We start from the raw sequence: 13,844 nt of genomic DNA on the forward strand, positions 1-13,844 counted from the left end.
ACAGTAACTTGGTTTTTTTCGGGCCGTCCCCACTTTCAGGGCTCCCATGTAATTCGGTTTAGAAGTGCTATGACCACCAAACAACCTAAATATGAATATGTCAGTTCCGCCCGTTTACCCACCCGCCATGGTGAGTTTCGTATTCACGGCTTTGTTGAAGCCAGTGGTCAGGAACACGTTGCATTGTCTTACGGGAAATGGGAAAAAGGTGACACCGTCCCCATTCGTATTCATTCGGAGTGTCTGACGGGAGACGCCTTATTTTCAACCCGCTGTGATTGCGGCTTTCAGCTTGAAAAAGCGCTGCAAAATATCGTTGAACGTGGTCAGGGTGTACTGCTATATCTGCGTCAGGAAGGCCGGGGGATTGGGCTGTTAAATAAAATCCGGGCTTACAACCTGCAAGACAGTGGCATGGATACTGTAGAAGCAAACGAGCACCTTGGATTTGATGCCGACCTGCGCAGCTATGATATCTGCAAACTTATGCTGGATACGCTGGATGTGACGCATGTTGAACTTATGACCAACAATCCCAAAAAACTGGCGGCATTGGAAGCACTTGGGGTAAATGTCGTTGCCAGAAAACCTATCGACCATGGGATCACGGCAGATAATAAGCATTATCTGAAGACCAAGACCGAAAAACTAGGGCACGTTTTCGACCCTCACCTGTTTAAGTAAAACGTCGCTAATCAATCAGTGCGGTCGCCGCCTTAACAAAACGTTGGGGCGACTGGTCGTCCAAATTGAAGTATAGCGAAGGCTCAATCAGCTCAACTTCAATAACACACCATTTATTATCAAATCTCACAATATCAATGCGCGCATACAGAGCTGGCTGAGGCAATGCGGCCAGTACAGCCTCACTGATTTGCTGTTGCCAGGCATCTGCATTCACAAGCTCCAGCGAACCACCGTGCTCTTCCTGCACTCGGAAGTCGCCCTGTGCCGGCGTTTTCAATATGCAGTGACTCAGTTCGCCGCCAAAATAAAATAGTGAATACTCACCATGGTTTACAATTTCTGCTGCAAAGGGCTGGATCATGTGAGGACGCTGCGCAAAACAGGCAGACAGAACCGCGGACTGCGTTTGAACAGAGTCAGGTGTCAGTACAAACGTATCGTCAGCATTGGCACTGACAGTGGGTTTAATTACCATCTTACCGGTTTCAAATGCGCTGAATTGCTGTCTGATCACGTTTTCGTCGTAGGCATCTGCCCATTGGGTAGGAAGCGTGGCAATTCCCGCCGCAGAAAGGGTCTTCAGATACGATTTATCCAGATTCCAGCGCATTAATTCCAGCGGATTCTGTAAATGGGTTTGCTGACTAATCGTCTCCAGACAGCGTAAAAATGCCTCAGGTTGCGACTGATAATCCCAGGTGCTACGCACAATTACCATTGCATACGCTGACCAGTCAGTATAGGCGTTATGCCAGGAGACAGTATCTACCTGATGCCCGGCCTGCTCAAACACCGGGATCAGCAGCTCATCATAAACAAAAAAGTCTTCCAGATTATCGGTGGATAAAAACGCAATGCGGGCCATATCAGAACTCAATAACCAGTTTATGATCGCGGATTGCGACCGACCGGGGGACCTGGTTGCCCAGCAGCGGCAGATTCATCTGTTTTAAATCCAGCAGTAGAATCATCGGTGCCGGCTTGTTCTTCAGTTGCTTCACTTCATCAAGTAAATGCGCATCCTGAGTCAGATTGTGTTCAAGCACATCAAAGTCAGTCATTCTGGGCTGAATGATCTCCAGCGTACGGTTTGCGCCGGAATAATCCAGCGTTCCGTCAAATGCCGCGCGCGCTTTTACCCGCTGATCCGCACGGTTTGCGGTCATCGTCACCTGAATTTTAAGCTGGTTGGCTACGCCCAGTTCAATGGATGGATCGGTGAATACGGCATCAATTCCCTGATATTGCTGGGTTTGGGGAAAGGCAGCTTTTATCATTTGATTTAAATCGCTTTGCGATAACTTAACTGAAAATGCCTGCGCCTGCGCCATAAACATGACCGTTAACGCGATAGCTACCCACACTTGCTTTATGAAACGTTGACCCATTTGACTCTCAATCGCATACAAACTTAACAGCACTTTACCATAGTCGCTTCATATCACAGCATGTCCCCTATGCTTTTGCGACTATAAAATGTTTAAACGGGTTTACATGGAGTCAAACACCAGCTGATATGTGGGACACAATAACGCAACGCCTCGGCACAACACTTTTCTCGCTCTATAGCCACCCTGTTACTCTGGGTGAGATTCTGCTTGTCCCTCTGGTGCTTGTGGGCGGATGGTGGCTTACCAACAAATTTGCCCATTTGGCCACCTTTCGCCTGCGTAAAACCGGGGCCAGTGCTGATACGGTCCATTTGTTTAAGCGCATTTTCTACATTATCGCCCTGGCGGTACTGCTTATCACTACGCTGGATTTTCTCAACGTACCCCTTACCGCCTTTGCCTTTTTATCCGGTGCCGTTGCTATCGGCTTTGGTTTTGGCGCGCAGAATATTATCAATAATTTTATCAGCGGCTGGATCCTGATGTGGGAGCGACCTATTCGAATCGGTGATTTTCTGGAAGTGGCCGAGGCCCGGGGACGGGTGGAGTCGATTAATACCCGCTCTACGCGAATTCGACGGGTGGATGGCGTCCATATGTTGATTCCAAACAGCAAGCTTTTGGAAAATACCGTTATCAACTGGACCTTAATCGACTATCTCACACGCACGTCGGTCAGGGTTGGCGTTGCTTACGGCTCTGACTGCAGAAAAGTCGCCGATTTGATCAAAACCGCAGTGGAGAATGAAGATGCCGTTCTCACCGAGCCGCAGCCTGTGGTCATTTTCGATGATTTTGGTGACAACGCCCTGATATTTGAAGTGTTCTTCTGGGTAAATGCGACCGTAGAACGAGACTTAAGAATGATCAGAAGCAATTTACGCTTCGCCATCAATGATGCATTTAATGAGGCAGGCATTGTTATCGCCTATCCTCAACGCGATTTACACGTGGATGGCAAGCTTTCACTGGTCTCATCTGAACGACCACCTTCTTAGCTTAAAATTTACAGGCCCGTTTCGCTGCAACTACTGTCCTGCTGCCCGTAAAATAGTAAGCAGGAAACCAAATATCCGTGGCACCGTAGCCAGCAAAGCAGATGTCACTGCTAGTTAGGCAGACCCCGTCTCCATCGCATCCCCACCCAACCCTTTAAGGTGGGCGACCACGCTTCTGCCCAAGGCACTTAAGGCATAGCCACCCTCCAGGCTACTGACAATACGCCCGTCACAATAGGTATCAGCAAGCTGGCGTAACTGATGGCTGACCCACTTATAGTCATCTTCATTAAACCGAAGATGTGCCATGGGATCTTCAGCGTGTGCGTCGAATCCGGCTGAGATAACAATCAGTTGCGGCTTAAACGCATGTAGTCGTGTAAACCATGTGTTGGCGGCTTCGCGAAACGCTTTGCCTGTTGCCCCGGCTTCAAGTGGCGCGGCGACAATATTGTCGGCACTGGGTTGTGTACCGGTGAAAGGATATAGCGGATGCTCAAACGATGAGCACATCAATACCCGGGGCTCGCCCTCAAAAATATGCTGGGTCCCGTTACCGTGATGCACATCAAAATCAATAACCGCGACGCGTTCAAGCTGATGCTGATTTAAGGCGTGAGCGGTAGCCAGTGCAATATTGTTAAAAAAACAAAACCCCATGGCTTTGTCTTTTTCGGCATGATGCCCGGGCGGACGCACCAGACAAAACGCCTGACGGTCTTCACCATCCATGACCCAGTCCACAGCTTGCACAGCGGCTCCCGCAGCATAGCGTGCTGCTGATAACGTCTTATTCATCATGGCAGTTTCATCATCCAGCCACACGATACCTTCATCAGGCGCCTGCTTAAAAATATCGTTTACGTAGGCTTTTTCATGTATCTGATAAAGCGCCGATTTTTCAATCATCTGTGCATCAGCATGCTCACAACTCATATCCAGCCCGGATGACAGTAACTGATCGTTGATTGCATGAATGCGGTCAGGGCATTCAGGATGCTCTGCGCCCATATCATGAAGCAAACAGTCTTTACCGCGGTATATTCGTATGGTCATTGCTGCTCCCTCAGATCCAGCACCAGTTCAACATCACTGGGATCATCACTTCGTTTTCGTTTAAAACCATGTTGCTCAAATATTGTAATCATAGGCTTATTATCCGCTCTGACATAGGCCATCATAAAATCAATGCCGCGCTGTCGGGCGATCTCAATCAGCTTGGCCAGTAGTCGGGTTGCCATGCCCTTGCCCTGGTGAGTCTCGCGGGTGACAAATGCTGCTTCGCAGGCGTTGTCTTCCGGATAGTAATAAAAACGCCCTACGGCGTGAATGGCTATACGTGAACCATCCTGTCTGACGATGCACAACGCTGCATCTGTTTTCTGATCAACGCTGACAAGATTGCAGGATTTTTCCCGCGACATTTGCTTAGGGTCGTAGTTGTATCGCAGCCGAAGCGTCTCTTTGGTATGTGAGTAAAAAAACTCCTGCAGTCTGCGTTCATCAGCAGGATTTAAGGGGCGCAAATAAAAAGTTTCTCCCTGAATTACCAGCTTTTGTAACTGAATAGCGCCTAACTCGGGGATATCAGTCGGGTATTTTGCCTGGTAATGAGGCACCCAGTAGTGTTTGCGCACCTCTTCTAACAGATGCGCCCGGAATTTGGGATGCGCCACCCTGATAAGTTCCAGTGCGCGCTCGCGAATACTTTTTCCTTTCAGTGACGCCACACCATACTCGGTTACGACATAATGCACATTGCCCCGGGAGGTGACGACGCCCGCCCCTTCCGTGATACTGGGCACAATCCGCGACACCGTTTCATTTTTTGCCGTTGATGGCAGTGCAATGATGGGTTTGCCGCCCTTACTGATAGACGCCCCGGAAACAAAATCAACCTGCCCGCCAATGCCTGAATAAAAATCATAGCCAATAGAATCAGCAACAACCTGGCCGGTCAGATCGACCTCAAGGGCGCTGTTGATGGCAATCATATTGTCGTTTTTGGCGATGTTGGTCGGTTTGTTTACATAGCTGCTGGCGTAAAACTCGATATGCGGGTTGTTATCGATAAAATCGTAAAGACGGCGACTGCCAATGGCGAAGCTAGTCACGGTTTTGCCCGGGTGAAAGGTCTTGTTACGATTGGTCACGGCCCCTGACTCAATCAGTTCGATAATACTGTCGGTGAGCATTTCACTGTGAATGCCAAGATCTTTGTGCTTGCACAGATACTTTAAAGTGGCACTGGGAATTTTACCGATACCGAACTGCAGGGTTGCACCGTCTTCAACCAGCATAGCGACATATTGTCCAATCCGCTCTGCCTGATTATCAATAGGCGGGGGCATCACTTCCGTTAATGGCGCATCATGTTCAATGCACGCATGAAACTCATCTACATGAACATAGGAATGTCCGGCAGTGCGCGGCACATGCTTGTTAATTTGTGCGATCACAAGATCGCAGTGGCGTACGGCTGACATACAGATATCCACCGATGCCCCTAATGAACAATAGCCGAACTCGTCAGGGGGACTGACATTAATGAGCACGGCATCCAGTGCCAGCGTACCGTCGGTGAAAAGGCTGGAGACTTCTGACAAAAAGCAGGGCGTGTAGTCTGCCCGACCCTCATCCACAGCACGTCGAACCTCCTCGCCACCAATAAAGAAAGTATTAACCTTAAATAATTGCCGGTGCTGCTCCTGCGCCCAGCGGGTGTCCCCTAAAGCCAGTCCATGCACTAACTCAATGTCGCTGAAGCCACGGCTGTTATCAATCAGGTCCTGAATAAGCGCATAGGGTACCGAGGCGTGGCCTCCTACAAAGACGCGACAACCTGATTTGAGCAGCTTATGCCAGTCGGGTTTTCCGGGTAACGTAATATCCATGTCAGAATCCACCTGTGAATATCAGTTCATCATGCCATACTGGCTACGCATTGCACCCCACTCAGGCGCACCCGGCATAAGCGATTAGTCGTAAAAACAAAAAAGGCAGCGTATTGCTGCCTTTTTAAACGCTTCGCCACTAATCTTCGTTTTGCTCTACTTCTTTTTTGCGAAACAGATTTTCAACGAATACATAAAACATCGGCACAAAGAATATCGCCAGGAAGGTGGCTGCGAACATTCCACCCATAACCGCGATACCAATTGCGTTCTGGCTGGTTGCACCGGCCCCGCTGGCAATAGCCAGAGGTGTGACCCCCAGAATAAACGCCATCGATGTCATCAGAATCGGACGGAAACGTTGTTTCGCCGCGGTAGAGACTGCCGTCATGATGTCTACGCCCTGCTCTACCTGCTCTTTTGCAAATTCGACAATCAGTATCGCATTCTTGGATGCCAGACCTACTGTGGTTAAAAATGCGACCTGCAAATACACGTCATTAGGCAGGTTGAATATAAACGCAGCGACAACCGACCCCAGAATACCCAGCGGTACAACTAGCATAACCGCAAAAGGTACCGACCAGCTCTCATACAACGCCGCAAGACATAAGAAGACCACCAGTATTGATATTGCATAAAGCATCGGTGCCTGCGAACCTGCGGCTTTTTCCTCATAGGAGATGCCCGACCAGGCCAGATCAAATCCGTCAGGCAGTTGATTAACCAGTTTCTGCATTTCTTCCATCGCCTGTCCGGTGGAGACACCAGCAGCCGGACTGCCCTGCACATTCACAGAGGAAATGCCGTTGAAACGCTCAAGCTTTGGTGAACCATAATCCCAGCGCGAGGACGCAAAAGAACTGAAGGCAACCATTTCACCGTCTTTATTACGCACAAACCAGCTATCCAAATCTTCCGGATCCATCCGATAGGGCGCATCGGCCTGCATATACACGCGCTTGATACGTCCATCATCAATAAAGTCGTTTACGTACGCAGAGCCCCACGCAATACGCAGCGCATTGTTGATCTCGTCAAGCGACACACCCAGTGCGGAGGCTTTTTCATTATCAATATTGATTTTAAATTGCGGTACATCACTTAATCCGTTGGGCCTCACACCATTGAGGTTCGGATTCTGCGCAGCCATACCCAGCAACTGGTTACGGGCATTCATCAAAGCTTCGTGCCCTCTTCCGCCCCGGTCCAGCAACTGCAGGTCAAAGCCGGTCGCATTGCCCAGCTCTCTGATGGGCGGTGGCAAGATTGGAAACGCCTGGGCGTCCTTAAATTGTGAGAACGCACCAAATGCCTGATTGATAATGTTAAAGGCGCTTTGCGATTCATCCCGCTCAGACCAGTCATTCAGATGAACAAAGCCCATCGCCGCGTTTTGTGCAGAGCCGGCAAAACTGAATCCCACCACAGTGAACAGGTCATGCACCGCATCTTTGTTCTGTTCCAGGAAAAAGTCTTCGACCTTCTTGACCGACTCAAGAGTACGCTGTGCGGTAGAGCCCGGTGGCGTATTGAGCAATACCATAATGTTGCCCTGATCCTCGTCGGGCAAAAATGCCCCAGGTAGCCGCATGAAGATGAATACCATGCCGCCAACCATCACACCATACACAACCAGATAACGTTTGAATTTTGCAGCAATGTGGGTGGCCGTGCGCTGATAACGATCACGTCCTTTATTGAAATTGCGGTTAAACCAACCGCCAAATCCCTTGTCTTTATCTTTATTCGGATCATGCTTTTTCAGCAGCGTCGCGCACAACGAAGGCGACAGAATAATCGCAACCAGCACCGAGAACGCCATTGCAGAGACAATAGTGATAGAGAACTGCCGATAGATGGACCCGGCAGAGCCACTGAAAAAGGCCATGGGAATAAATACCGTGGACAGAACCGCCGCGATACCAACCAACGCACTGGTAATCTGGCCCATCGATTTCTTGGTAGCTTCTTTAGGCGATAGCCCTTCCTCTTCCATGATGCGCTCTACGTTCTCAACCACAACGATTGCATCATCAACCAGCAGACCGATAGCCAGCACCATGGCAAACATGGTAAGTACATTGATACTGAAACCAAATACATACAGCACGCCAAATGTACCCAGCAAAACGACGGGCACAGCAATGGTGGGAATCAATGTCGCCCGCCAGTTTTGCAAAAACAGCAGCATGACCAGAAATACCAGAACGACCGCTTCGACCAGTGTCTGCACAACCGACTTTATAGAGAGTTCTATGAAGGGTGATGAATCCACCGGATAAACGACCTTAACGCCTTCCGGAAGCTGTCCTTTCAGCTCCTCTACCCGGTTTTTAACCCGTTCGATAGTATCAAGTGCGTTTGCGCCACTGGTCAGGCTGACAGCCATACCGGAAGCCGGCTTGCGCTTATAGCGGGTTATGTAACCATAATCCTGCGATCCCAGTTCAACTCTTGCGACGTCCTTAAGGCGAACCTGAGACCCATCAGTATTCACACGCAGTACAATATTTTCGAAATCTTCAACGGTTTGAAGCAGCGACTGTGCCTGAATCGTTGCGTTGATTTCCTGCCCTTCAATGGCGGGCATGCCGCCAAGCTGTCCGGCAGATACATCAGTATTCTGAATTTGCACGGCAGCCTGCACATCCACCGGGGTCATATTGAAGCTGTACAGTTTATTGGGATTGAGCCAGATTCGCATGGAGCGTTGGGCGCCGAAAACCCGCACATTCCCCACACCATTTACGCGCGAAATCGGATCTCTGAACTCAGAAACCAGCAGGTCACTGAGATCAAATTGCGTTTGCTCACCGTCTTCAGAATAAAAGCCAATGACCAACGCAAAGCTATCATTGGATTTAGTGACGGTGACACCCTGCTGCTGTACCGATGCAGGTAACAATGAAACCGCACTTTGCACTTTATTTTGTGTTTGTACCTGTGCAGTGTCCGGGTCGGTACCGGGCTCAAATGTCAGGTTAATCGACATGCTGCCGCTTTGGCTGCTAGATGAGAAATAGCGCAGGTTATCTATACCGTTGAGGTTCTGCTCGATAACTTGTGTAACAGAGTTTTCAACACTTTTGGCAGATGCGCCGGGGTACGCTGCGCTGATGGCTACGGACGGCGGCGCAACTTTAGGATATTGCTCTACAGGTAAGCTGAAAATCGCCAGCACACCGGCCAGCATAGTGATAATTGCCAACACCCAGGCAAATACGGGTCGATCAATAAAAAAACGTGCCATAGATCTTTGTTCCTGCCAGAGTTAGAAATCAGCCGCCCTGCTGGCCCTGAGGTTGCGGGTTCACGGTCGCGCCGGGTTTAACCTTTTGATAGCCAGCTACGATAATTTTGTCGCCTTCACTGACTCCACTGGCAGCCAGATAGTTACTTTCGTAGCTTCTGGGTACATCTATGGTCCGGGCCTCCACCTGATTCTGCTTGTTAACCACGTAAACTACCAATGATCCGTCGGGCTGACGCATGGTGGCCCGCTTGGGTACCAATAGTCCCTGATCTTCTGATTTAATAATATGTGCCTTAACGAATAATCCGGGCATCAAAACGCTATCTGGATTGGGAACCACCGCACGCAACGTCACGCTGCCCGTGGTTTCATCGACGGTGACTTCAGAAAATTTCAGCTCGCCACGCTGCTCGTAGGTGGCATTACTATTTTCATCCAGCACCACTTCGACCGGCATTGCCCGTTCCCCCTGCATTGAGCGACGCAGTTCAATTATCGCCTTACCGGAGTTCTGCATATCAATAAATACAGGGTCTAGTTTCGTAATTGTCGCCAGCTCCTGAGCCTGATTGGCAGTAACCAACGCGCCCTCGGTGACATACGAGCGGCTTATCTGACCACTAATTGGTGCATACACTTTAGTGTATTCGACATTCACTTCGGCCAAATCGATAGCCGCCTGCGCGACGCCGATTTGCGCTTGTGCCTGCTCAGCTTGAGCCACCACGTCATCATATTCCTGCTCACTGATGGAATTACCTTTCAGCAAGTTTTTGTAGCGTGCCGCTTTGGCCTCCAACGTTTTTAAGTTCGCCTCTGCGCTTTTTAAGTCTGCCCGGGCGCTAGCCAGTTCAGCCTTGTAACGTGCATCGTCTATCTGATAGAGCTGCTGGCCTTTTTTTACCACAGCGCCTTCCTCAAATAACCGCTCAGTAATAACGCCAGCTACCTGTGGCCGCACCTGCGATTGCCGATAGGCCGATATCCGTCCTGGCAGCGCCAGAATGTCCGGTACAGTGCTGCGTTGCACGGTCATTACCGTAACTGCGGTGGGAGGTGCTTCAGCAGATTGGCCCTGCTGTGATCCAGATTGTTCTGAACAACCAGCCAGAGCGAGCAGCAAAATAGCCGCGGCACTTAAAATGAAATGTCGCTTCATATCGATAGTAATCCTGAGTGTACGCTGGACAAAATATGTTTAAACCTATACCTTTTTAAAGATACGTTCTTGTATGTATGCTGTCAAACTGACCAGGAAATGAGATGAGACGCACTAAAGAAGAAGCGGAACAGACCAAACAAGCTATTCTGGATGCCGCTATTGATGTCTTTACCGACCGTGGCGTCGCGCGTGCCACACTGGAACAAATCGCCCGTAGCGCAGATGTAACAAGGGGTGCAGTATACTGGCACTTTAAAAACAAGATCGAAATATTTGATGCCTTGCATGAAAAAATGCATACCCCATTTATCGAGCGCATTATGCAGGGGCTTGAAGTTGAACACCCCAATCCTGTCGACCAACTACAGACAATTTGTACGAATTTAATTCTGGATTTGGATGAGGACGCGCAGAAGTGCAAAGCGATCAGACTGTTTATGTTTAAGTGCGACTATTCCGGGGATTTCGAGCAATGCAAAGCCCGCCATAATGAAAAAAAACGTGAAAAGCTCGCGGCGTTTGAAGCCTATTTCGCACGTGCAAAAAAACAAATGACGCTACCTGAAGATGCTGATCCTAAAGTTTTGGCGCTGTCTGTCAGTTGTTTTATTCGCGGCGTTGTGGCGGAATACCTTGAATCTCCTGAGACATTCAAAATTCAACAGGATGTACCAGGTATGATGCAGCTGTTCTTCAACGGTATTCTCACGCCAAATGCATCTTCGTTATAGCAAGTAAACTAATGATCGTCTCTCCCGTTGACCATGAGTATTTTGTAAGCCGCAGTTAATGATTGCGACAACGCAAGACTTCCGCCCTTATCCGGATGGTTTTGATGCTGCAAAGCCCGATACTGGCGTTTTATCTGCTGTATGGTAGGTGCCGAGTCAGGGGCAAAGCCTAATGTATCCAGTGCGCTGATTCTATCCGCGGCATTCACTGTCCCTGATACGTTATGACTCATTGCTTTCCAGAAACTGTTTAACATATCGTCCACATCACTTTCCGTCGTTCTGCTAAAGTGAGACCAATTCAGATAGTAGGTGCGTAAGGGATCAACCTCAGTCATCGCCTGGTTTTGCGCTATATAAGTATTTAGTTTTATTTTTGTGGCAGAGATTACCAGTTCGCCGGTTTGCTTTTGTCTCCACTCGTCTCTAAGTGTGTAGAGGCAATGGAACAAAAGAAAATGTGTTTGAAACAGATTACGGGATTCTCTAAGCGCCTCCTTATCAAAAAGTCGGTAAGGTTCGCTCTGCAACGTTTCAATAAGCTGATATTCGCTAATCCCCTCCTTAAGTAGTGCAAGTTGGTCTTTTATTGCAATTGTGACCTGCTCCACCAGAGGGTGTGTAACTTCATCTTCAGCTGACATAATTTTCTATCTTCCCAAACCGACCGCGCACACTTACGTAAATTACAGAATTACTTAAGAATCAGGTGCGCCCAACTGCTGTTTATAGTGTAATAACCCTTAATTACTAAAACAATGAAAGGATATTACTGTGCGAGCGATAATTGCATTGCTGAGTATTGTCAGCTTTTTAATGGTAGTTTTACCCGGACCAATGTATCAATTTTTAGGGCTGGATCTAGGTCTGGCATTCACCTCTATACGCTACGGAGTGTTCGTTGGAGGCGCGGCGTTGATCCTTATCATTCTTCAGGTGATCATTGCCCGTAAGACTGTGAGTTGGGGAAGCACACTTTTTTATACCATTCTGGCGCTTGTAGCCGTCGTTATGCCGTTAAGTATGATGGGCAAGGCATCTACCGTCCCCCCGATACATGATATCACCACCGACGTGACTAATCCGCCAGAATTTGTGGCAGTCGCGCCGATGCGGGCAGATGCACCTAACCCTATCGATTACGAAGGTGGTGAAGTTACCCGCCAACAGCTTGAAGCCTATCCGGAAATTAAAACTCAGCTGTTCGCAAAACCCATTGATGAAGTTTTTAATGCCGCTGAACAGACTGTGGATGCAATGGGCTGGGAGCGCGTGGAAGCTAACGCAAAAGAAAATACCATTGAAGCGACGGACACAACAACCTGGTTTGGCTTCAAAGACGATGTCGTGATCCGTTTAACCGAGAAGGGCGATGATACCCTGGTAGACGTACGCAGTAAGTCTCGGGTTGGCCGAAGCGACCTGGGTAAGAATGCAGAAAGAATCAGTACCTTCCTGGATAAGCTTCGCCAGCGTACGGACGTTGTCGACGAATAGCCTCTGACGCTTTTTATTACGAAGGCAGGTTATCACCTGCCTTTTTTATGAACGCCCCTGTCATTTTCATCATTTCATAAAAGGCTGCATCACCTTTCACGGTAGCAGGTCGACGAATTTGTCCTACATGCATTCCTGTTGTGCTTTCACCGCCTACGCTATCAGGCACCCATCAAGAAGCGTTGTAACGATACCGCTCGCTGTCCGTTACGCTGGTTCTATCGTACCGATGTAGTCAGACGGTTTCCATACGAAGTCTATCTGTCGCAAAGCCTCTTGCCATTCACTGCGTTACTGTTTCATTGTAATTATGAATGAAAGTAACAATCTTCTAGTTATTGCTCTCATATTCTCCCGCGCGTAGCACTACCCCTACTATCGACACACCTGGGGCTTATCTACGACGAGTTATAAGTCTTAGCAGCATACGGCGTTACTGTAAGACAGCATTTATTTTCATAAGAGCTTATGACTAATCAGGCCAAGCCGGGATCCCAGAAAGCAGTGCGTTTTGCCTGCGTCTTCGTGGCGACATAATCCTTTTCGTATGACAAAGCGCCATGGAACCAGCTTAAACAACTTTTGCTGGTATAAATATGCGGGTAATCGTAAGAATGGGATGATTAAAGTGAAGAACGACACGAAATGGACGGCGTGATACGCAGCTCTATAAAGATATTTTGCTACCGAACGCTACTTAATATATATGCTTATGGATAGCTTGGATTTCCATTTGTATGCTACCGGAAACGAAAAAAGCCCACTCGATTGAGTGGGCTTCTTCGTGGAATGGGAGCTTGGCGCACTGCCGTGTGGGTGATACTACTCTCACATGGGGCTGGGCCCACACTGGGCGATGAGCGGTGAGCGTAGCGAACGAGGGGTGCCAGTGGCACGCCGAGAGTGAAGAGCGCGAGGCATGGATGCCGAGCTGGACAATGCAGCAGGGACGGGTGAGGCTCCGGTTTGCGAAGCAGATTTGAGGTGACTTAACGTCACCTCAAAGGAACGAACGGGCGTACAGGACGTACGCACTGGCACTGCGCCACATGGATGTGTCCGAATGCATCGATTCAACGTCAGACTGGTTAGGATTATCTATGTAAGAGTGCGCAGATACCCTGCGCTTATACGAAAAAAGCCCACTCGATTGAGTGGGCTTCTTCGTAGAATGGGAGCTTGGCGGTGTGCTACTCTCACATGGGGAGACCCCACACTACCATCGCCG

At 49.0% G+C, this 13,844-nt stretch carries 11 protein-coding genes; 4 read left to right on the forward strand and 7 right to left on the reverse strand.

Annotation, left to right across the window (positions count from 1 at the left end):
* Window positions 1-69 precede the first annotated feature (69 nt).
* Window positions 70-684 (forward strand): GTP cyclohydrolase II, encoded by a 615-nt coding sequence (ribA, locus tag HHX48_RS12280; RefSeq protein WP_191025506.1) that lies wholly within the window; start codon window positions 70-72, stop codon window positions 682-684.
* Between the two features lie 7 nt (window positions 685-691).
* On the opposite strand, the gene HHX48_RS12285 is transcribed toward ribA, so the two are convergent.
* Window positions 692-1,552 (reverse strand): ATP-grasp domain-containing protein, encoded by an 861-nt coding sequence (locus HHX48_RS12285; RefSeq protein ID WP_191025508.1) that lies wholly within the window; start codon window positions 1,550-1,552, stop codon window positions 692-694.
* 1 nt (window position 1,553) lies between these two features.
* Window positions 1,554-2,075 carry a hypothetical protein gene (locus HHX48_RS12290; protein WP_191025510.1) on the reverse strand — a complete coding sequence of 174 codons (522 nt, stop codon included), beginning with the start codon at window positions 2,073-2,075 and terminating at the stop codon, window positions 1,554-1,556.
* Between the two features lie 128 nt (window positions 2,076-2,203).
* On the opposite strand from HHX48_RS12290, the gene HHX48_RS12295 reads away from it, so the two are divergent.
* Complete coding sequence (locus HHX48_RS12295) at window positions 2,204-3,076, forward strand: mechanosensitive ion channel family protein (RefSeq protein ID WP_191025512.1); 873 nt, start codon at window positions 2,204-2,206, stop codon at window positions 3,074-3,076.
* A 114-nt stretch (window positions 3,077-3,190) separates the two neighbouring features.
* Here the strand turns inward: HHX48_RS12295 and HHX48_RS12300 are convergent, their stop codons facing one another.
* The 4 genes from HHX48_RS12300 to HHX48_RS12315 all read right to left on the reverse strand — a co-directional run bounded on the left by HHX48_RS12300 (window position 3,191) and on the right by HHX48_RS12315 (window position 10,385).
* Window positions 3,191-4,132, reverse strand: a complete 942-nt coding sequence (locus HHX48_RS12300; RefSeq protein WP_191025513.1) for a histone deacetylase family protein — start codon at window positions 4,130-4,132, stop codon at window positions 3,191-3,193.
* Entirely contained in the window at window positions 4,129-5,970 is a 1,842-nt protein-coding gene (locus tag HHX48_RS12305) for a bifunctional acetyl-CoA hydrolase/transferase family protein/GNAT family N-acetyltransferase (protein WP_191025515.1), read from the reverse strand. The genes HHX48_RS12300 and HHX48_RS12305 overlap by 4 nt, the downstream gene beginning before the upstream one ends.
* A 139-nt stretch (window positions 5,971-6,109) precedes the next feature.
* The gene (locus HHX48_RS12310) at window positions 6,110-9,223 is read right to left on the reverse strand and encodes an efflux RND transporter permease subunit (RefSeq protein ID WP_191025517.1); all 3,114 of its coding nucleotides are present in this window, start codon (window positions 9,221-9,223) and stop codon (window positions 6,110-6,112) included.
* A gap of 28 nt (window positions 9,224-9,251) precedes the next feature.
* Window positions 9,252-10,385 carry an efflux RND transporter periplasmic adaptor subunit gene (locus tag HHX48_RS12315; RefSeq protein WP_191025519.1) on the reverse strand — a complete coding sequence of 378 codons (1,134 nt, stop codon included), beginning with the start codon at window positions 10,383-10,385 and terminating at the stop codon, window positions 9,252-9,254.
* Window positions 10,386-10,489: 104 nt separating this feature from the next.
* Here HHX48_RS12315 and HHX48_RS12320 point away from each other — a divergent pair, with 104 nt between their 5' ends.
* Window positions 10,490-11,119, forward strand: coding sequence for a TetR family transcriptional regulator (locus HHX48_RS12320; RefSeq protein ID WP_191025521.1), 630 nt, complete (start codon window positions 10,490-10,492; stop codon window positions 11,117-11,119).
* 8 nt (window positions 11,120-11,127) lie between these two features.
* Here HHX48_RS12320 and HHX48_RS12325 read toward each other — a convergent pair whose 3' ends face one another.
* Window positions 11,128-11,763 (reverse strand): DNA-J related domain-containing protein, encoded by a 636-nt coding sequence (locus HHX48_RS12325; RefSeq protein WP_191025523.1) that lies wholly within the window; start codon window positions 11,761-11,763, stop codon window positions 11,128-11,130.
* Between the two features lie 130 nt (window positions 11,764-11,893).
* On the opposite strand from HHX48_RS12325, the gene HHX48_RS12330 reads away from it, so the two are divergent.
* Complete coding sequence (locus HHX48_RS12330) at window positions 11,894-12,616, forward strand: DUF1499 domain-containing protein (RefSeq protein ID WP_191025525.1); 723 nt, start codon at window positions 11,894-11,896, stop codon at window positions 12,614-12,616.
* The last annotated feature ends 1,228 nt before the right edge of the window (window positions 12,617-13,844 follow it).

Source organism: Salinimonas profundi, assembly GCF_014750655.1.
In the GTDB taxonomy this organism is placed as follows: Bacteria; Pseudomonadota; Gammaproteobacteria; order Enterobacterales; family Alteromonadaceae; genus Alteromonas; species Alteromonas profundi_A.